The sequence below is a fragment of the Pseudoalteromonas sp. Isolate3 genome, assembly GCF_022398505.1.
In the GTDB taxonomy this organism is placed as follows: Bacteria; Pseudomonadota; Gammaproteobacteria; order Enterobacterales; family Alteromonadaceae; genus Pseudoalteromonas; species Pseudoalteromonas apostichopi.
In genome coordinates this window covers 19,031-38,821 of record NZ_JAKEVN010000027.1, presented here as the reverse complement: position 1 = coordinate 38,821, position 19,791 = coordinate 19,031, and the positions used below count along the sequence as shown (strand labels likewise).

16 protein-coding genes and 2 tRNA genes are annotated in these 19,791 nt (G+C 40.9%); 13 read left to right on the top strand and 5 right to left on the bottom strand.

Features of this window, described 5'->3' with window-relative positions; genetic code table 11:
* The first annotated feature begins 19 nt into the window (after nt 1-19).
* From pabC to L1D46_RS07965, 7 genes are read left to right on the top strand one after another with little or no spacing between them, the layout of a single operon-like run.
* Entirely contained in the window at nt 20-811 is a 792-nt protein-coding gene (pabC, locus tag L1D46_RS07995; RefSeq protein ID WP_239977280.1) for an aminodeoxychorismate lyase, read from the top strand.
* On the top strand, nt 808-1,785 hold the full coding sequence (mltG, locus tag L1D46_RS07990; protein ID WP_130051610.1) for an endolytic transglycosylase MltG: 978 nt from the start codon (nt 808-810) through the stop codon (nt 1,783-1,785). Before pabC ends, mltG begins: the two co-directional genes overlap by 4 nt.
* An 18-nt stretch (nt 1,786-1,803) precedes the next feature.
* Complete coding sequence (gene tmk, locus L1D46_RS07985) at nt 1,804-2,430, top strand: dTMP kinase (protein WP_130051609.1); 627 nt, start codon at nt 1,804-1,806, stop codon at nt 2,428-2,430.
* Between the two features lies 1 nt (nt 2,431).
* Nucleotides 2,432-3,325, top strand: coding sequence for a DNA polymerase III subunit (locus L1D46_RS07980; RefSeq protein ID WP_167657739.1), 894 nt, complete (start codon nt 2,432-2,434; stop codon nt 3,323-3,325).
* An 8-nt stretch (nt 3,326-3,333) separates the two neighbouring features.
* Nucleotides 3,334-3,660 carry a PilZ domain-containing protein gene (locus L1D46_RS07975; RefSeq protein ID WP_054554720.1) on the top strand — a complete coding sequence of 109 codons (327 nt, stop codon included), beginning with the start codon at nt 3,334-3,336 and terminating at the stop codon, nt 3,658-3,660.
* Nucleotides 3,661-3,673: 13 nt separating this feature from the next.
* Complete coding sequence (locus tag L1D46_RS07970; protein WP_130051607.1) at nt 3,674-4,453, top strand: YchF/TatD family DNA exonuclease; 780 nt, start codon at nt 3,674-3,676, stop codon at nt 4,451-4,453.
* A gap of 35 nt (nt 4,454-4,488) precedes the next feature.
* The gene (locus L1D46_RS07965; protein ID WP_239977278.1) at nt 4,489-6,309 is read left to right on the top strand and encodes an alkaline phosphatase D family protein; all 1,821 of its coding nucleotides are present in this window, start codon (nt 4,489-4,491) and stop codon (nt 6,307-6,309) included.
* On the opposite strand, the gene L1D46_RS07960 is transcribed toward L1D46_RS07965, so the two are convergent.
* Together L1D46_RS07960 and rsmF are read right to left on the bottom strand one after the other, a co-directional pair.
* Nucleotides 6,306-7,121 (bottom strand): polysaccharide deacetylase family protein, encoded by an 816-nt coding sequence (locus tag L1D46_RS07960; RefSeq protein WP_239977276.1) that lies wholly within the window; start codon nt 7,119-7,121, stop codon nt 6,306-6,308. The two genes, L1D46_RS07965 and L1D46_RS07960, sit on opposite strands and share 4 nt — an antisense overlap.
* Nucleotides 7,122-7,431: 310 nt before the next feature.
* Entirely contained in the window at nt 7,432-8,871 is a 1,440-nt protein-coding gene (gene rsmF, locus L1D46_RS07955) for a 16S rRNA (cytosine(1407)-C(5))-methyltransferase RsmF (RefSeq protein ID WP_239977274.1), read from the bottom strand.
* Nucleotides 8,872-9,152: 281 nt separating this feature from the next.
* Between rsmF and L1D46_RS07950 the strand changes: the two genes are divergently transcribed.
* From L1D46_RS07950 to prpF, 5 genes are all read left to right on the top strand, one after another.
* Nucleotides 9,153-9,857, top strand: a complete 705-nt coding sequence (locus L1D46_RS07950) for a GntR family transcriptional regulator (RefSeq protein ID WP_239977272.1) — start codon at nt 9,153-9,155, stop codon at nt 9,855-9,857.
* 84 nt (nt 9,858-9,941) lie between these two features.
* Nucleotides 9,942-10,817, top strand: a complete 876-nt coding sequence (gene prpB / locus L1D46_RS07945) for a methylisocitrate lyase (RefSeq protein WP_130051603.1) — start codon at nt 9,942-9,944, stop codon at nt 10,815-10,817.
* A 24-nt stretch (nt 10,818-10,841) separates the two neighbouring features.
* Nucleotides 10,842-11,966, top strand: coding sequence for a 2-methylcitrate synthase (prpC, locus tag L1D46_RS07940; RefSeq protein ID WP_130051602.1), 1,125 nt, complete (start codon nt 10,842-10,844; stop codon nt 11,964-11,966).
* 117 nt (nt 11,967-12,083) lie between these two features.
* Nucleotides 12,084-14,675, top strand: coding sequence for a Fe/S-dependent 2-methylisocitrate dehydratase AcnD (gene acnD, locus L1D46_RS07935; protein ID WP_239977270.1), 2,592 nt, complete (start codon nt 12,084-12,086; stop codon nt 14,673-14,675).
* Nucleotides 14,676-14,678: 3 nt separating this feature from the next.
* Nucleotides 14,679-15,848 (top strand): 2-methylaconitate cis-trans isomerase PrpF, encoded by a 1,170-nt coding sequence (gene prpF / locus L1D46_RS07930; RefSeq protein ID WP_239977268.1) that lies wholly within the window; start codon nt 14,679-14,681, stop codon nt 15,846-15,848.
* A gap of 29 nt (nt 15,849-15,877) precedes the next feature.
* On the opposite strand, the gene L1D46_RS07925 is transcribed toward prpF, so the two are convergent.
* Nucleotides 15,878-16,786 carry a transporter substrate-binding domain-containing protein gene (locus L1D46_RS07925; protein WP_130051599.1) on the bottom strand — a complete coding sequence of 303 codons (909 nt, stop codon included), beginning with the start codon at nt 16,784-16,786 and terminating at the stop codon, nt 15,878-15,880.
* A 195-nt stretch (nt 16,787-16,981) separates the two neighbouring features.
* On the opposite strand from L1D46_RS07925, the gene L1D46_RS07920 reads away from it, so the two are divergent.
* Nucleotides 16,982-18,928, top strand: a complete 1,947-nt coding sequence (locus L1D46_RS07920; protein WP_239977266.1) for a glycoside hydrolase family 97 protein — start codon at nt 16,982-16,984, stop codon at nt 18,926-18,928.
* Between the two features lie 489 nt (nt 18,929-19,417).
* Here the strand turns inward: L1D46_RS07920 and L1D46_RS07915 are convergent.
* Both L1D46_RS07915 and L1D46_RS07910 read right to left on the bottom strand, forming a co-directional pair.
* A tRNA-Val gene (locus L1D46_RS07915) sits at nt 19,418-19,494 on the bottom strand.
* Nucleotides 19,495-19,602: 108 nt separating this feature from the next.
* Nucleotides 19,603-19,679, bottom strand: a tRNA-Val gene (locus L1D46_RS07910).
* Nucleotides 19,680-19,791 lie beyond the last annotated feature (112 nt).

Below are 19,791 nucleotides of genomic sequence, written 5' to 3'. Positions count from 1 at the left end.
GAATAAATTAAAACAAACAATAAAAATAACCACACCAGATACCAGTATAAGCACGCAAGATCGTGGCTTAAATTATGGTGACGGCTTTTTTACCACAGCCTCTGTGGTGAATTCTGTCGTTGAGCACTGGGACTTACACAAAGCGCGATTAGAAGAATGCGCGCAAAGGCTATTTTTCCCCGAGTTAGATTTACCTGCAATCGAAAGTAGGGTTAACCACGCAATCAGTGAAACGCAAGCGGGTATTTTAAAAGTAGTTATCACCCGAGGTGCAGGTGGGCGTGGTTATGGCTTACCAGATACACCAAGTATCCAAGTGCTGATCAGTGTAATGCCTGCAGTTTCACACTATAAAAGTTGGCAGCAGCAGGGCGTAAGCCTAGCAGTTAGCGACGTTAAACTTGCACATCAACCTTTACTTGCAGGCTTAAAAACATTGAACCGTTTAGAGCAAGTACTTATCAAAAGACAAATGAACACCCTTGAGTGTGATGACGTTGTTGTACTTGATTATGATAACAATGTGATTGAGTGCTCGGCTGCAAATATTTTTGCCATTAAAGACGGTCAAGTTATGTCACCTAAGTTAAACCGCTGCGGTATCACTGGGGTTTATCTCAGCGCTTTATGTGATAAGTTAGCCATTGAATTTAAAGCAATCCAACTAGATGAGCTTTTAGCTATGGATGCCGTATTTATGTGTAATAGTTTAATGGGCGTGGTTCCCGTTGCACGGATTACTGATACAGAATTTGATATTGAACGCAGTAAAGCGCTATTAACGGCGCAGTTTGCCAAGGAGAATGTGTGATAAAAGTCATTGTTAGCGTGCTGTTATTAGCATTGCTATGCTGTGGTATTGGCTATCAACAGCTTCAATCAGCAATGAAAATGCCGTTAAAGGTTGAAAACAGTACTTTATTTAAAGTAGAACGTGGTACTGGGTTCAATCAACTTTGCCAAGCATGGCAAGCAAAACAGTGGGTTGATAGCTGCTTTAAATTTCAGGTGCTCGCTAAATTAGATCCTACGCTTACTGATCTAAAAGCGGGTCTTTATGAACTTGATACAAGCGCTGTGATTGATAATATCCGCCGCATTAATCAAGGTGCACAAGTAAGCTTTAGCTTCACAATTATTGAAGGACAGCCTCTTCGTGACGTCGTTGCCAATATCCAAAAGCAAGTGCATTTAACACATGACTTAGATACAAAAAATTTAGCGACGCAGATAAGTAACACGCAAAAAAATTTAGAAGGCTGGTTGTTCCCTGATACCTATCACTACCACAGTGGAGATAGTGCCAGCGGCTTATTAAAACGTGCTTATAGTAAAATGCAGCAGGAACTAGAATCTGCGTGGCAAAATAGAGCATCAGATTTAGTGTTAAGCTCACCTTATGAAGCTCTAATACTTGCTTCTATAATTGAAAAAGAAACCGGTTTAGCCAGTGAACGGCCATTAATTTCTGCAGTTTTTACCAATCGTTTAAAAACAAATATGCGCTTACAAACAGATCCCACTGTTATCTATGGCATTGGTGCTGATTTTGATGGCGATATCAAACGCAAAGATTTAACGACGTATACACCGTATAACACTTATAAAATAAAAGGCTTGCCGCCAACACCGATTGCTATGCCTTCGAAAGCGGCGTTGCTTGCAGCGGTTAATCCACCACAGTCTGAATTTATATATTTTGTTGCGAAAGGTGATGGCAGCCATCAATTTTCGAAAACATTGCAAGAACATAATCGTGCGGTAAAGCAGTACCAATTAAACTAACAACCAGAATTGAGTCATATGACAGCAAAATTTATTGTGATTGAAGGCCTTGAAGGGGCCGGAAAATCAACGGCCATTGCCGTATGCCAAGCTTATTTAGAAAACAAGCAAGTCGATTTTATTAATGTGCGTGAGCCTGGCGGTACAGCTATGGCTGAAGAGCTGCGTAATATCGTAAAACAGGCTCATCAAGAAACGGTTACAGGCGAAACAGAGCTGTTAATCATGTATGCAGCACGCTCGCAATTAGTTGCTAATGTTATTAATCCGGCACTTGAAAAGGGCACTTGGGTGTTAGGTGATCGCCATGATCTTTCATCACAAGCATATCAAGGTGGTGGTCGTGGTATTGAACAAACTAAACTCTCTTTTTTAGCTGATATGGTGCTAAATGGTTTAAAGCCTGATTTAACCATTTATTTAGACATTGACCCTGCAGTTGGGCTTGCTCGTGCAAAAGGCCGTGGTGAGCTTGATCGTATTGAACAAGAAGCATTAGGCTTTTTTGAGCGCACGCGAGAACGTTACCTTGAAATTGCAAGCACTGACAACAGCATCAAAACAGTGGATGCTAATAAAACAATGCCTGAAGTGCATGCGGCAATTACAAAGGTGCTTGATAACTTTTTTGCAGGTTTAAGCTAATATGCATTTGCCATGGCTTGAAGGCCTTTATAAGCAGCTAGCGCAAAGCTTTGCACAGCAACGCTTTCATCATGCACAATTATTTAATGGTGATAAAGGTGTAGGCAAACAACGTTTAGTCGATTCGCTTGCCGATGGCTTACTATGTGCGTCACCTGTAAACTTAAAAGCCTGTGGTAATTGCAAAAGTTGTCAACTGAATCAAGCGGGTACCCATCCAGATAAACGTGTTGTTAAAGTAGAGGGGCAGACGATAGGGGTTGATGAAATTCGTTTAATAAGTGATTTTATCAATCATTCAGCCGCTCAAAACGGTAATAAAGTTGTGGTACTTGAACAATGTCACAAAATGACCACTGCAGCGGCTAACGCCTTATTAAAAACTCTTGAAGAGCCTAGTCTACGCCGCTATTTATTATTAACGTGTGAGCAAACGGCATTATTACCAGCAACTATTTTAAGTCGCTGTGCAGTTCATGAAATAAAAGTTAACCCAGAATATACAACACAATGGTTAGCTCTTTTAAATATCCCTAATTATTCATGGTTAGAATTATTCGCTAGGCAACCACTGCTTGTTGAGCAGTGGCAAAATGATAATCAACTTGAGGCAATCGATTCACTTTTTAAATTTGCAACTGAGATAAAAGACAGCCATAATTTCAGTGCGTTAGTCGACATCCTTAATAAAGACCATAGCTTGGTTAATGTATTTGCGTTATTTTTAACAGAGCATCTCAAGACGCAATTGGTGTTAGGAATGGACTTTTTCAATTATCAGAAAGCACAATCTGCAATCTCAGAGTTTCTTTATAATAGCTCACATGTGCTTGGCTTGAATATGGAACTAGCCATTTCGCAACTAGCGTTTACTTTACGGGAAAGCCAAAATTAGGAAGTATCGTGCAAGAATTATTAGTAGATATTGAAGACTTAGAAGAATTATATCGCTGTTACATGCCTTATTTAAAAAATGGTGGTTTATTTGTTCGCACTAATATGCGTTTTGAAATGGGCCATTCATTAGCTCTAAAAGTCACCTTACCAGATGCACTAGAAGATGATGTAGTAACGGGGAAAGTTGCTTGGATAACACCACAAGGTGCACAAAGCTCAAACCCACCAGGTATCGGTGTTAACTTTATCGATGATAAAACCAATTTGAATGCTAAAATCGAAAAACTACTCGGTACTATGTTAAACTCAGGCAATCCGACCTATACCATGTAATAAAAGTAGTACCATGATTGTAGATTCTCATTGCCATTTAGATCGCCTAGATTTCGATAAACTCGACCTAAACTTAGACCAAGTACTTGATAACGCCCGCGCAAAGAAAGTTGAACACTTCTTGTGTGTCAGTGTGACCTTAGATCAATTCCCAAGTATGCTGGATAAAATACAAAACTATCCAGATGTTTCTGCATCATGTGGTGTTCATCCACTTGATCAAAAAGACGCACTGGATAAACAAAAGCTCATCGACCTAGCTAGTCACGACAAAGTAGTAGCAATTGGTGAAACTGGGCTTGATTACTATTACTCAAAAGACACACATATTGTTCAGCAAGAAAGTTTTGTTGGTCATATTGACGTTGCTAATGAGCTTAATAAGCCACTAATTATCCATACTCGTGATGCCAGAGAAGACACCATCAATTTAATGCGCGCTCACAATGCGGAAAACTGTGGTGGTGTATTGCATTGCTTTACAGAAAACTGGGAAATGGCCAAAAAAGCCATTGATATGGGCTTTTATATTTCGATTTCGGGCATTGTTACATTTAAAAATGCCGTAGAGTTAAAAGACGTTGTAAAGCAAATTCCGCTAGATCGCTTACTAATCGAAACAGACTCACCGTATTTAGCACCTGTGCCATATCGTGGTAAAACAAATCAACCAGCCTATGTTGAAGATGTCGCTTACTACATTGCCGAGTTAAAAGGGCTTACTTTTAACGAATTAGCTGAAGCAACAACCAACAACTTTTACTCGTTGTTCAATCAAGCTAAAAGGGCGTAATAGTGTACGGCGTATCGAATTTACCTCAGTTAGTAATGGGGCCAATGGTACGCCGAGCAGATGCAGGGCGAGTGTGCTTTCAATTTGTTACATCTAGGCCTTGCCAATACCGAATAGAGTTTAGCGGTGTTGAGACATTCTCGAATTTAGAGTCAATCCAATTAGGGCTCCATCTTCACTTAAATTTTATCAATGTAATGCCCGCCAGCGGCCAGTTTGCAGTTGATTCACTGATCTACTATTCGTTACATGATGAAGATAAAAGCCTTGATTTGTCGTCTTACTGCTATGAACGAGCAGAGTCTCCTGCATTTGTGATCCCAAATAGACTCGATAGAATTCTGCATGGCTCGTGTCGTAACCCTCATCACCCTGCAAAAGACAGCCTTGTTGCTGCAGATAATTGGCAAAATGATCAGCGCCAGTCACTTAATGCAGGTGCTGACCTATTATTGTTATCTGGCGACCAAATATATGCGGATGATGTAGCCGGGCCAATGCTGCTCGCGATCGAAAAAGTGATTAGCCTATTTGGTGTGTTTCAAGAGCCAGCGCTTGATTTAGATTTACCAGCAGGATTTGAGCAGCAACTTTACCAGCGCCATTTACACTTACCCAAAGTGCCTTGGCAGAAACGGAGCAAATTTGGTGTTGGTTATTGGCTTAAAAAAGATGAGCCACACTTCTCAAGCTTAAAAGCTGAAAACCACTTAATTCATTTTCAAGAATTTATAGCGCTTTATTTATTAAACTTCAGCGCTGTTACTTGGCAGCTAATTGAGTTTGAATCAATTGAATGCTCAGCATTAGCCCCTAAATACGCAAATCTTTTTAAACTCGAAAAGGACGCACTGGTTGGCTTTGCAAAGGGTCTTCAAAGCGTTGAAAGGTTATTCGCCAATGTGTCGACATTAATGATGTTTGACGATCATGATGTCACCGATGATTGGAACTTAACCGCGGGTTGGGAGCAAGCTATTTATCAGCACCCATCTAGCCGTCGCATTGTAAATAATGGCCTAATTAGTTATTGGTTAATGCAGGGGATTGGTAATGACGCAGGTGATAACTCGCTGTCATTATTACCCAGTTTTAAACAAAGCCTGCAGCAACAGAGCTGGAATTTTAAAGACTTTGATAAGCTAATACTCAATTTTAACCATTGGCATTACGAGCTTAATACCATTCCTAAAGTTGTAGTACTCGATACCCGAACGCACCGATGGCGTAATGAACAAAATTTCAATGAGCCATCAGGTTTACTTGATTGGGAAAGGCTCACTGAATTAGAAGAAAGCTTATTGTCTCACGATAAAGTGATTATCGTATCTCCAGCTCCGGTATTTGGTGTTAAATCGATTGAAGCAATCCAAGCGATTTTTAATTTTTGCGGACAGCCATTGTTGGTTGATGTTGAAAACTGGATGGCTCACGAAGGATCGGCAAAAAAATTGCTCGATACATTTCGCCGTGAAGACACACCAAAGGAAACCCTGATCCTCTCTGGTGATGTACATTACTCATTTTGCTTTTCAGTGCAAAAACGCTTTGGTAAACATAAAAACCGTATTTGGCAGTTGACTGCCAGTGGCATTAAAAATGAATTTCCTCGTAAGCTTATTAATATCCTCGATAAGCTAGACTCAATTTTGTATGCCCCGAAAAGCCCACTTAACTTTTTTACTAAACGTTGGCAGATGGAAGTTGATAAACATCAAACCATAGGAGAAGGGCAAAAGTATTTGGTCAGTAATGCGGCTATCAGCTTAATTGAGCTCAACGATGGTTTACTCGCTAAATATGAACTGATCCACGCTGACAACCAAATTACTGAATTCGATTTAAACGATAATTAATCGAATGCTTTGCGGTTCGCCTCAACATAGTCGGCAACATTACTTACCGTATCTAACCAAAAACCATTTTTAGGGTCTTGTAGATAAACAATAAGCTGCTCTAGTACTTTACTGTCGGTGGTGTACTGATCTCGCTTACCTATATTGTGGCCTGCAAGAATGATCCAGCTATTGTTGCTTCGGTGTTGCTCTATGGTTTTTTTGATCTCAGCGAATGTTTGCCTATCAATGGGTAAACTAGTTAACTGCGAAAAGTCAGTAAAGTTTGGATTATTCGCTGTTTCATCAAGCCAAGTTCTACCGGTTTTAAAATGCTTGGCTATTAATGGGACATAGCTTCTTGTATTGGCACCACGCCCAACAAAAGTATTTCCACAAGGGTATGCAAAAGCGGTTGGTGTCACGTTAAGTGTGGCTTTTATGTAATCCTGTCCTTTAAGGATATCTTGCTCCATTTCTTTTAATGTAACTTGTTCAAGTGATACGCCGAGTTCACGAAGCCATTCAAAGTTACCCGTACACAAATGGCTTGCCGTATGATTAGCAATTTCGTGACCTGTTTTAACTGCCATTTGCCACTTTTCAACACGTTCTTTTACGTTAAAAGGAGATACATAAAATGTCGCTTTTACTTGGTACTTGTTTAAAAGCGCTAAACCGGTATCGACTTGGCTATGTCTTGCATCATCAAAAGTGATACTGACGGCATTTTTAGCCTTATTAGGGTAGTCAAAGCCTAGGTAGTCATTGCTTTTTGCCAGAGTTTGGCTGCTTATTAAAAGTGGTAGTACGACGCACAGGGGTTTAAGCATAATCAATCCTTTATCATTGTTTTTACAATGAAATCAAAAAGGGTGATGCTTTACCATGCGACTTTTGAATAAAAAAACGCCCAGAACGAATCCGCATTGTTCTGGGCTTAGGGGGTGGCTCGTGCGAGCCTGCGCTAACTATAAAAAACACCTTCTAAATTCAGTAGGGAGAAGTAGAAAGTACTTTTAAGTGTAGTTAATCAGCAGGAAATTGCACGGTAAATGTACAAATTTTATACTAGTTTAAAATCAGTCTGTTACGGCTTTTTACCTAAATTAGTACCTTATTTATACAGGCATTATGCGCAACTTATACCCAAGTTATCAACTGAGCATTTTGGACTAAATCACGAGGTAGTGAGTTTTTAATTTTATTCTTTTGCCACTTGCCAAGGCCTACAGGGCATCCACATAACATTAAGATCACTTCACCATTATCTTGGGTTGGTTTTTCGAGTCGAATATCTTTACCGTTAAAGTAATCGTTTGCTTGTGCTTGTGTCATCTCAAAGGTGTTTTTATCGCATTTTTGTCCAAATACAGTGGCAAATTCATGAGCTAAGCGAACTCCGCCTTTGTGAATAACACCAAGCTGGATCCCTAATCGGGAGTATTTAATTTTATCTTGCAGTTCATTAAAGCGATCAGGGAATAACCAAAGCTCTTTATCACGTTGCATTAAATTCCCTGGTAGTGATTTTAGACCGAACTGTTTTTTAATTGTTTGCATAAACGCTTGGCTTTGCTCTTTATCAAACTCAGCAAACGGAAATGCGCCTTTTTTAACTTTTTGATTTGGGTTATCGCTTGACGCTATTTTCTTAAATTTAGCGATGAAGAAACCTTCACTGTCGTAAGTTTGCGGCCAAACATGCAAATAACCTTCGCTGGTTGTTGCTTTCTCTGCACCATCAAAAAGGCAATCAAGCGATTGTACTTCGATGCAATCAGGAAATTCTGCTAATAGATACTCGCACACTTGTTGATTTTCAAGCGGTGTTAAAGTGCAGGTCGAATAAACTAATGTGCCGCCAGGTTTTAAGGCATAAAAGGCACTTTTGATAAGGGCTTTTTGTACAGCAGCAATATCAATATTAGACTCGATTGACCAATTCTTTAGGGCGTCTGCATCTTTACGAACCGTGCCTTCACCTGAACACGGGGCGTCTAGCAAAATACTGTCGAAGCACTCATACATGTAATCCCCGAATATGACACCGTCAAAATGTGATAAAGCACAATTACCTACGCCCATACGTTTGAGGGTTGCTGCTAATACTTTTAAGCGTGACGATGACAACTCATTGGCCACTAACACGCCACTATTATCCATCATGGCAGCGATTTGTGATGTTTTCGAGCCTGGAGCTGAAGCCATATCAAGTACAGCATCGCTTTGTTTAACTTCGGCTCTCAGTGTAACCGGCGGCAGCATTGAGCTGGCTTCTTGCACATACATAGCGCCACTTAAGTGTAAATCGGTATTACCGATTGCAAGGGCCGCTTCTTCGTCACTTGGACGTGTTAGCCAGAAGCCTTCTTCGCACCATGGGATCGCTGTTAACTCCCATCCTTTATTGGCACATTGATGCTGAAATTCTGCGACTGACATTTTTAATGTATTTACGCGAACAGATCGTCTAAGTGGGCGTCGACAGGCTGCAATAAAGTCGTCTAATGATAAATGTTCAGGAAGGTAGCTTTTAACATCATCAATAAATGAGTCAGGGATATAAGTATTAGCGTCCACTAAATGGCTCTCACGTCACGTAATAATTGGTAGATCATACCATTTATAGCGCTTTCATGGGATATTTTTAGCTTGTTCAGGTTAATATTGAAGTGTCGACAAATTGGCAATATAAATGTTGTTTATAGCCATTATTTTTGACAAATATCATTTTATGTCGACATTTTGGTGGTTTTTTAGTCTATTTTGCTGATCTCGAGGTTGACACTTTTCATGTTAGAGCGCATAGTGAACTTACAAATTGTCGACAATCCTAATTTAGTACTTTGATAGACTTATTTATGACAGAGCAAAAAGCCAACGATAACTACAACGATATCACGATCACAACTGCATCAGACCAAGTGTTTGTCGACATGCGTCGTGAAATTGTACAAGGCACCATTGAGCAGGGTAGCAAAATTTCTGAGCCAGAATTAGCGAAACGCTATGGTGTAAGTCGTGCCACCTTAAGAGAGGCATTAAATCGTTTAGAAAGCTGTTATTTGGTAGAGCGTAAAGCGAATGTCGGTTGTCGTGTTGTAGCACTGACTGCTGAGCGTTTAATCGAAGTATATCAGGTACGTAGTGCCCTAGAAGGGTTGGCTTGTCGGTTAGCTGCCGACAACATGGAACCTGAAGAAGTGCAGGGTTTAAAGCAGTTATTGAACCAGCATTTACAAACACAGCGTGTAAAAGAAGGTGAATCATACTACCAAGAAGCGGGCGACCTTGATTTTCATTATCGCATTATTAAAGGCTCTAAAAACGCGCACCTAATTCATCTTTTATGTAATGAGTTGTACCAGTTAATTCGTATGTACCGTGTACAAATGGGTATGGTTGGGCCACGTGTATCAAAAGCATTTGATGAACACTTGGCAATTATCAATGCTATTGAAAACCATGACGGGGAATTAGCAGAAATGCTTATGAAGCGCCACATAAGTGCGTCTCAGGCAAATATTCAGACTAAGTTTGACTTACTAGCAGCAAAAAAACCGTAGTGCAGTCGTTAAACAGTCATAATTTAGATTTAAAAAATAGAGTCAGCCAAAGAGCTGAAACCGTTCAAAGATAGGAGTTATCCAATGTCAGCAGGATTAAAGTTCAAACAGGCAATCGCAAACAATAAGCCACTACAAGTGGTTGGCACCGTCAATGCGTACTGCGCAATGATGGCAGAAAAAACAGGTCACCAAGCACTTTACCTCTCAGGTGCAGGTGTTGCTAACGCATCATACGGCATGCCAGATTTAGGTATGACAAGCTTAGATAACGTACTTGAAGATATTCGTCGAATTACCAGCGCTACCGACTTACCACTTCTAGTTGATGCTGATACAGGCTGGGGTGGTGCATTTAATATTGCACGCACAGTGAAAGAAATGACTAAGGCAGGTGCTGCAGGTTTCCATATTGAAGACCAAGTTGCACAAAAACGTTGTGGTCATCGCCCTAATAAAGAAATCGTGTCAAAAGATGAAATGGTTGACCGTATTAAAGCTGCGGTAGATGCGAAAACTGATAGCGATTTTTACATCATGGCACGTACTGATGCATTCCAAAAAGAAGGTTTAAATGCGGCCATTGACCGCGCTGCTGCATGTGTTGAAGCAGGTGCCGACGCAATCTTTGCAGAAGCTGTGCATGATTTAGCCGACTACCAAGCATTTGCTAAAGCGTTAAATGTTCCAATTCTTGCGAACATCACTGAGTTTGGCCAGACACCGCTATATACAGCTGAGCAATTAAGCGAAGTGGGTGTTGAAATTGTACTTTATCCACTAAGTGCATTTAGAGCTATGAACAAAGCTGCACTTAATGTGTATTCGTCTATTCTTAGCGAAGGCTCGCAACAAAGCCAAGTAGACAACATGCAAACACGTGCGGAATTATATGAGTTTTTAGATTATCACTCATATGAAAACACACTAGATAATCTTTTCTCAGCTAAAAAATCATAACGACAACATATAAGGAGAACACTCATGGTAGATAAAGCATTAGGCGGCGCAGGTTTACGTGGTCAAGTAGCAGGTGAAACAGCACTGTGTACAGTAGGTAAATCAGGTTCAGGTTTAACATATTGTGGTTATGATATTAGCGAATTAGCAGAGAAAGCACAGTTTGAAGAAGTATCTTTTTTACTGTCGCGTGGTGAATTACCAACAGAGTCTGAGCTTACAGAATATAAAGCAAAGCTAAAATCACTACGTGGTTTACCAGATGCACTAAAAACAGTGCTTGAGAACATTCCTAAAGACGCGCACCCAATGGATGTAATGCGTACTGGTTGTTCAATGCTAGGTAACCTAGAAATGGAGCATGATTTCTCTGAGGCGAATGATGCGATTGACCGCCTAGTTGCCGTATTCCCAAGTATTATTTGTTATTGGTATCGCTTTAGCCATGACGGCGTTCGGATTGAAACTGAGACTGATGATGATTCGGTAGGCGCACATTTCTTAAATTTATTGCACGATAAAGCGCCATCGGCATTATTTGAGCAAGTAATGAATGTCTCATTAATTCTATACGCAGAGCATGAGTTCAATGCATCGACATTTACTGCGCGTGTATGTGCATCAACATTGTCAGATATTCACTCTTGTGTAACGGGGGCTATTGGTAGCTTACGTGGTCCATTACATGGTGGTGCTAACGAAGCGGCTATGGATATGATTGAAGGCTTTACAAGTGCAGATCAAGCTGAAGAGGCGCTAATGGGTATGCTTGAACGTAAAGACAAGATTATGGGCTTTGGTCACGCTATTTACCGTGAATCAGATCCACGTAATGTGATCATCAAAAAATGGTCTGAAAAACTGGCTGCCGAAGTGGGTGATGATGTTCTCTATCCTGTCTCTGTTCGCTGTGAAGAAGTTATGTGGCGTGAAAAGAAATTATTCTGTAATGCTGATTTCTTCCATGCATCTGCGTATCACTTCATGGGTATTCCAACTAAGTTATTTACGCCAATTTTCGTGATGAGTCGTGTAACTGGTTGGACTGCACACGTGAAAGAGCAACGTGCTAATAACCGTATTATTCGCCCAAGTGCAGATTATACGGGCCCAGAAGCTCGTAGCTATACGCCAATTTCAGAGCGCTAATCGTTAATTAAATCAGTGATAGGGGTAGCTTAGCTGCCCCTTTATGAAGGGGCGAAATAAATACAAAAATAATCAGCCCACCTTTATTCACCGTCACCAAGTACAAGTAGAATCATCATGAATACAAATTTTAGAAAACCATTAGCAGGCACTGGGGTAGATTATTTTGATACTCGCGCTGCTGTTGATGCAATTAAACCGGGCAGCTATGCCACACTTCCTTATACATCACGTGTCCTTGCCGAAAACTTAGTGCGTCGTTGTGAACCTGAAATGCTTAATGATGCACTTTCTCAATTGATTGAAAGAAAACGTGATTTAGACTTTCCATGGTTTCCTGCACGCGTAGTATGTCACGATATCTTAGGTCAAACAGCGTTAGTTGATTTAGCCGGCCTTCGTGATGCGATTGCTGCAAAAGGGGGAGATCCTGCAAAAGTAAATCCTGTGGTACCAACTCAGTTAATTGTTGATCATTCATTAGCTGTTGAACACGCAGGTTTTGAGCCAGATGCCTTCGAAAAAAACCGTGCTATTGAAGACCGTCGGAACGATGACCGATTCCACTTTATTAATTGGACGAAAACAGCATTTAAAAATATTGATGTGATACCGCCGGGTAACGGCATTATGCATCAAATTAATTTAGAGAAAATGTCGCCTGTAATCCAAAAACGTGACGGTGTGGCTTTCCCAGATACACTGGTTGGTACAGATAGCCATACACCAATGGTGGATGCACTAGGTGTTATTGCAGTTGGTGTAGGTGGTCTTGAAGCTGAAAGCGTGATGCTTGGCCGCGCATCTTACATGCGTTTACCTGATATTGTGGGGGTTGAGCTGACAGGTAAACCACAACCGGGTATTACTGCAACCGATATTGTATTAGCGATCACCGAATTTTTACGCAATGAAAAAGTCGTTTCGACCTATCTTGAATTTTATGGTGAAGGTGCCGAGGCACTGACACTGGGAGATAGAGCAACTATCTCAAATATGACACCAGAGTTTGGTGCAACTGCTGCGATGTTCTACATCGATGACAATACGCTTGATTACTTACGTTTGACTGGCCGTGAAGAAGAGCAAGTTAAGCTAGTCGAAATCTATGCAAAAGAAACTGGTCTTTGGAGTGATAGTCTAAAAACGGCAGAATATGAGCGTGTATTAACCTTTGATTTGTCATCTGTAGGTCGAAATATTGCGGGTCCATCTAATCCACATCGCCGTGTTGCAACCAGCGAACTTGATAAAGCGGGTATTACTGGTGTTGTTGAAAATGAAGAAGGCTTAATGCCTGATGGCGCGTGTATTATCGCAGCAATCACAAGTTGTACGAATACAAGTAACCCACGCAACGTTATTGCTGCAGGTTTACTTGCACGTAATGCCAACGCCAAAGGTTTAACCCGTAAGCCATGGGTTAAAACATCACTGGCACCGGGCTCTAAAGCGGTGAAATCTTATCTAGAAGAAGCTAATTTGTTACCTGAGCTTGAGCAACTTGGCTTTGGTATTGTTGCCTTTGCATGTACGACGTGTAACGGCATGAGCGGTGCGCTAGATCCAAAAATTCAGCAAGAAGTAATTGACCGTGACTTGTACGCAACAGCTGTACTTTCGGGTAACCGTAATTTTGATGGCCGTATTCATCCATATGCAAAACAAGCATTCTTAGCTTCACCTCCACTGGTTGTTGCTTATGCCATTGCTGGTACTATTCGTTTTGATATCGAAAAAGATGTATTAGGGCATGATCAGGAAGGTAACGAAATTCGCCTAATGGATTTATGGCCAAGCGATGAAGAAATTGATGCAGTGATCAAACAAAGTGTTAAACCTGAGCAGTTTAAAAAGGTCTATGAGCCAATGTTCGACTTAAGTGTTGATTATGGCGAAGACAACGATCCGCTTTATCAATGGCGTCCACAAAGTACTTATATTCGTCGACCACCATATTGGGAGGGGGCGTTAGCAGGTGAGCGTTCTCTTACTGATATGCGTGCATTAGCCGTACTAGGCGACAACATCACCACTGACCACTTATCGCCTTCAAATGCGATTTTAGCGTCAAGTGCTGCTGGTGAGTACCTAGCTAAAATGGGCCTTCCTGAAGAAGATTTTAACTCGTATGCTACTCACCGAGGCGACCATTTAACAGCGCAACGCGCTACATTCGCCAACCCTAAGTTACTGAATGAAATGGTTAAAGAGAATGGTGAAGTAAAGCAAGGTTCATACGCTCGCATTGAACCAGAAGGTAAAGTGACTCGTATGTGGGAAGCAATCGAAACCTACATGCAGCGTAAACAACCGCTTATCATTGTGGCAGGTGCCGATTATGGCCAAGGCTCATCACGTGACTGGGCAGCTAAAGGTGTACGCCTTGCAGGTGTTCAAGTTATTGCAGCCGAAGGTTTTGAACGTATTCACCGCACTAACCTGATTGGTATGGGCGTATTACCGCTAGAATTTAAAGCCGGCACGACACGAACTACATTAGGTATTGATGGTAGTGAGACCTTTAGCGTGAAAGGTGAGCCAACACCTGGAGCTACGCTTACACTTGTTATTACACGTGCTAACGGTGAAACTGAAGAAGTACCTATGACTTGTCGTTTAGATACCGCTGAAGAAGTATCAATCTATTCAGCAGGGGGCGTGCTGCAACGTTTCGCGCAAGATTTCTTAGAATCTGAGGAGCACTAAACTATGACGTTTAAACCACAAATAAAGGTGCCAGCAACCTATATGCGTGGCGGTACCAGTAAAGGGGTGTTCTTTAACTTAACTGATTTACCTGAGCCTGCCCAAGTGGCAGGTGAAGCACGCGACAACTTGTTATTACGTGTGATTGGTAGCCCTGATCCTTACCAAAAACAAACTGACGGTATGGGTGGTGCAACCTCAAGTACGAGCAAAGCTGTAATTTTATCGAAAAGTGATAAACCTAACCACGATGTTGATTATTTATTTGGTCAAGTTGCTATCGATAGAGCGTTCGTTGATTGGAGTGGTAACTGCGGTAATTTAACCTCAGCAGTAGGGGCTTTTGCAGTATCTAATGGTCTTGTAGATGCCAGTAAAATTCCTGAAAATGGCATTGTTGAAGTTAAAGTATGGCAAGTCAATATAAGTAAAACCATAATAGTACATGTGCCAATTACCAATGGCGAAGTGCAAGAAACCGGTGATTTTGAGCTTGATGGCGTGACATTTCCTGCTGCAGAAGTAAAACTTGAATTTATGGACCCAGCAGACGGTGAAGGCGCATTATTTCCAACAGGTAATTTAGTTGATGAACTTGAAGTTCCGGGTATTGGTATGTTGTCTGCGACGATGATCAATGCGGGTATCCCAACTGTGTTCATAAACGCCAGCGAAATTGGTTATGATGGAACTGAGCTTCAAGAGGCAATAAACGCTGATGCATCAGCACTTGATAAATTAGAAACTATTCGAGCCTACGGGGCGTTGAAAATGGGGCTAATTTCTCATCTTGATGAAGCTAAAGCTCGCCAACATACACCAAAAGTAGCATGGGTTGCACCGGCAAAAACCTATCATGCATCAAGCGGTAAAGTTGTCAGTGATACTGATATTGATTTAGTGGTACGCGCTATGTCGATGGGTAAATTGCACCATGCCATGATGGGCACGGCTGCTGTTGCTATAGGTACCGCTGCTGCCATTCCTGGTACCTTGGTGAACCTTGCTGCAGGTGGTGGTGAGCGTCAGGAGGTAAACTTTGGTCACCCTTCTGGCACATTAAAAGTGGGTGCTGCTGCAACACTTGTTGATGGTAATTGGCAAGTCACAAAAGCAAGTATGAGTCGAAGTGCTCGAGTGCTTATGGAAGGGTGGGTTAGAGTGCCGCAATAGAGCACAATACTTTCAAAATAAAGCGGCGTTTACGCCGCTTTATCGTTTGCGTAGCATTGTTGTTTCATACCTTGTATAAACTCGTCAAACTTGCCGCTGGCTTGCATCAACTCAATTTCATCATTTAAGTCTTTTAAAACCTTTTGCCAATGTGGTGTTGATTTACTGACAGAATAATACAGTGGTTTGTATTCAAGTTTAGGTTCTAGCGCTACGAGTGATTCTAGCATTTGCTGTTTACCATTCATTGATAATTCAGACTTATATATGCTTGCTTTTAGTACCTCAAGGTCTGCCACAATCAAGCTGACTCGATTACTTAGTAAGAGGTGGATTAACTGGTATTCATTATTTGCGACGATTGTATCGATCTCTTTATTATCAATCATGGCATCTAATTCTTTGGTGTTTTTATATGAACGGACCACACCAATAGGTAGGTCTTTTACTGAATTTAAATCACCATTAAATGGAATTTGATTTCCTTTTAATGCAACGAATGATAAATCACCTCCAGGAATAGCATGACTCAAAGCGAGTAAATCGTTGCGGGTTTTGTTGAGAAAATTATCAGATACCACATTGTCTTCGATGAAGTATTCCGGAAAGAGAATGTCAGCTCGGCCTAATTCCGCCTCTCTAACAGCACGTGCCCAAGGGTAAAAACTAATATGTACGCCATAGCCTTTCTCTAATAGGGAGCCCACTGTGAATTGGAATAACCACCCTTTGTTACATAGGTTTTCATCAATATAGGGAGGCCAATCTAAGGTTACTAGTTTTAAAACATGATTTGCATCTAGGTTATAACCATAACCACCGTTAAAACGAACAGCTTCTTCAGTCGCTATTTCGCCATTTTTTTGAAAGCTGACAGCCGTTAGGCCTGCAAAGGCTTGAAATGAAGCAAATAATAAAAACACGGTCAGTAGTTTCATAAATTGTCTAAGTTTTTGTTATTTAAATAAAGCTTAGTCTTTTGTAGTAAATATACAACCAATTAACTGTAACATTATTTACTAGGCTAGTGCGTTTTTCGATCACTGTACACATAAATGGGCTAGAATGACAAAACAATCAATTTGTATTATGATATTATCTATAGGGTTTTTTGCAGCTTAAGGACAACAATAATGATAAAATCAAGTATCTATATTTCACTGCTAGTAAGCTCTTTGCTTGCTCACGCACAACTACCGCTTAGTCTTACAAGTCCTGATGGACAATTAACAGTCAAGCTTGAAGAACAGCAAAACCAAATTGTTTATAGTGTAACTTATGGCAAGCAAGTATTTTTGGAACCATCTCAGCTTGGTTTAAATACTAACCTTGGCGACCTTTCACAAAGTTTAAAATATAAGAGCCATACAACGGCTTCTATAAAAGAGAGTTATAAGCTGCATAATGCAAAGGCGAGTGAAATAAACTACACCGCGAACACCTTAAAAGTACAGTTTGAAAACAAAGATGGTAGAGTGCTTGGTGTGCAGTTTAATGTTTCTGATCACGATGTTGCATTTCGTTACCAAGTCACGGGTGTTGAAACAGATACCCGAATCAAGGTGCTATCTGAATATAGTGCTTTTAATTTACCCGACGATGCAACTACATTTATTAGCCCGCAAGCCTTACCTGAAACAGGCTGGATGCAAACAAAACCAAGTTATGAAGAGCCTTACACCTTTAATGAAGCTCTTGGCACACCGTCAGCGAATGGCGTGGGGTATACCTTTCCTGCTTTATTTAAAAATAGCGATAAAGGTTGGCTTTTAATTTCTGAAACTGGTGTAGATAGCCATTATGTAGGCTCAAAATTGAGCGAAGGCACAAAAGACGGTATTTATCGAGTTTCATTTCCTCAAGCCGGTGAGAATAATGGTATTGGTGCGACTTATGCCGCTATGGCAATGCCTGCAATGACTCCTTGGCGTACTATCACGTTAGGAACAAGTTTAAAACCAATCGTTGAATCAACAGTGGTTTTTGATTTGGTTAAACCGCTTTATCAAGCAAGCCAAGATTATAAAATGGGTCGTTCAACATGGAGCTGGATTGTTTGGCAAGACCCAAGTATCAACTACGATGATCAAATAAAATTTATAGATCTCGCTGCATCTCTAAATTTTGAATATGTATTAATCGATAGTGGTTGGGATCAAAACATTGGTCGTGACAGAATGGCTAAATTAGTCGAATACGCCAATAGTAAAGGCGTTGATGTTATATTGTGGTACAACTCAAATGGCTGGTGGAATGATGCACCACAAACACCAAAGAATAGAATGAATACCGCGCCTATAAGAAGAAATGAAATGGCTTGGCTACAAAGCATTGGCGTTAAAGGCCTTAAAGTTGACTTTTTTGGTGGCGACAAACAAGAAACTATCAAACTTTATGAAAATATTTTAACGGATGCTAATCAGTACGGTTTAGTGATCACTTTTCACGGCAGTACCATTCCGCGTGGTTGGGAAAGAATGTATCCTAACTTCGTCACATCTGAAGCGGTTCTAGCATCGGAGAACCTTGTTTTTCATCAAAATTCGTTAGATTTACATGCCTATAACGCGACAATTTTACCGTTCACCCGTAATGCTATTGGCGCTATGGATTTTGCCCCAGTGTTTTTAAACAAACGCTTATCTCAAGATCAAACAGTCGGCACTATTCGTAAAACCACAGATACATTTGAACTGGCAACAGGTGTGCTTTATCAATCACCTGTGCAACATTTTGGCCTGACGCCAAATAACCTTGCAGAACAACCTCAATTTGTTATTGATACTTTAAAGGCGATGCCAACGGTATGGGATGAAACACGTTATATCGCTGGCCAGCCAGGTCAAGATGCAACTATCGCAAGGCGTCATCAGCAAACATGGTGGGTAGCAGCTGTGAATGGTGAAAATAAAGCCAAAACATTAGATATCGATTTGCCTATGTTAGCGGGCAAAAAAATCACCCTGTTGTTTGATAAAAAAGATGGCAGTGCTGGTACTAAGCAAGTCACAGTAAGTAACAGTGGTAAGTTAACCTTAAACTTATTAGCTCAAGGTGGGGCAATGATTATTGGTCGCTAAATGTAAGTTTATAGGTGATGAAAAAAGCCAAGTATAAAAAAGCGAGCAGGTTGCTCGCTTTTTTATACCTTTATTTGCTTTGTTAAATTAGACGTGGGTCACAGAGAGCTGGGATGCGCTAATAAACTGAGCTACAGGATATTTTAAATAAGAAAAAATAGAATTGGTACGACCGAGTAGATTTGAACTACTGACCTTTGGACCGGGCCATTAAGAGTGGTAGTGCTCTAATCAACTGAGCTACGGGATATTTTAAATAAGGAAAATAGAATTGGTACGACCGAGTGGATTCGAACCACCGAATTTGGAGCGGGTCGTAGAGAGCGGTAGTGCGCTAACCAACTGAGCTACAGGATATTTTAAATAAGAAAAAATAGAATTGGTACGACCGAGTAGATTTGAACTATTGACCTTTGGACCGGGCCATAGAGAGCGGTAGTGCGCTAACCAACTGAGCTACGGGATATTTTAAATAAGGAAAAATAGAATTGGTACGACCGAGTGGATTCGAACCACCGACCTCTACCATGTCAAGGTAGCGCTCTAACCAACTGAGCTACGGTCGTACTGAAATAAAAATCAAGATTGGTACAACCGAGTGGATTCGAACCACCGACCTTTGGACAGGGCCATTAAGAGTGGTAGTGCTCTTTCCTTTAGTTATACCTAAATCATGGTACAACCGAGTGGATTCGAACCACCGACCCCTACCATGTCAAGGTAGTGCTCTAACCAACTGAGCTACGGTTGTATTTTGATTTGAATAGTTGTTAGCGTGGCTAAACAACGGAGGCTAATATATAGCGACTAGTTGTGTGAATCAAGCAGCTTTAGCTATTTTTGTGCTAAGTGCTGGTTTTTTA

What these genes read in the sequence shown, in the direction of transcription:
- L1D46_RS07980 (WP_167657739.1), top strand. Translation starts at nt 2,432, where the DNA reads ATGCATTTGCCATGGCTTGAAGGCCTTTATAAGCAGCTAGCGCAAAGC.
- prpF (WP_239977268.1), top strand. Translation starts at nt 14,679, where the DNA reads ATGACGTTTAAACCACAAATAAAGGTGCCAGCAACCTATATGCGTGGC.
- L1D46_RS07950 (WP_239977272.1), top strand. Translation starts at nt 9,153, where the DNA reads ATGACAGAGCAAAAAGCCAACGATAACTACAACGATATCACGATCACA.
- tmk (WP_130051609.1), top strand. Translation starts at nt 1,804, where the DNA reads ATGACAGCAAAATTTATTGTGATTGAAGGCCTTGAAGGGGCCGGAAAA.
- L1D46_RS07920 (WP_239977266.1), top strand. Translation starts at nt 16,982, where the DNA reads ATGATAAAATCAAGTATCTATATTTCACTGCTAGTAAGCTCTTTGCTT.
- L1D46_RS07965 (WP_239977278.1), top strand. Translation starts at nt 4,489, where the DNA reads ATGGGGCCAATGGTACGCCGAGCAGATGCAGGGCGAGTGTGCTTTCAA.
- prpC (WP_130051602.1), top strand. Translation starts at nt 10,842, where the DNA reads ATGGTAGATAAAGCATTAGGCGGCGCAGGTTTACGTGGTCAAGTAGCA.
- acnD (WP_239977270.1), top strand. Translation starts at nt 12,084, where the DNA reads ATGAATACAAATTTTAGAAAACCATTAGCAGGCACTGGGGTAGATTAT.
- prpB (WP_130051603.1), top strand. Translation starts at nt 9,942, where the DNA reads ATGTCAGCAGGATTAAAGTTCAAACAGGCAATCGCAAACAATAAGCCA.
- L1D46_RS07925 (WP_130051599.1), bottom strand. Translation starts at nt 16,786, where the DNA reads ATGAAACTACTGACCGTGTTTTTATTATTTGCTTCATTTCAAGCCTTT.
- L1D46_RS07960 (WP_239977276.1), bottom strand. Translation starts at nt 7,121, where the DNA reads ATGCTTAAACCCCTGTGCGTCGTACTACCACTTTTAATAAGCAGCCAA.
- L1D46_RS07970 (WP_130051607.1), top strand. Translation starts at nt 3,674, where the DNA reads ATGATTGTAGATTCTCATTGCCATTTAGATCGCCTAGATTTCGATAAA.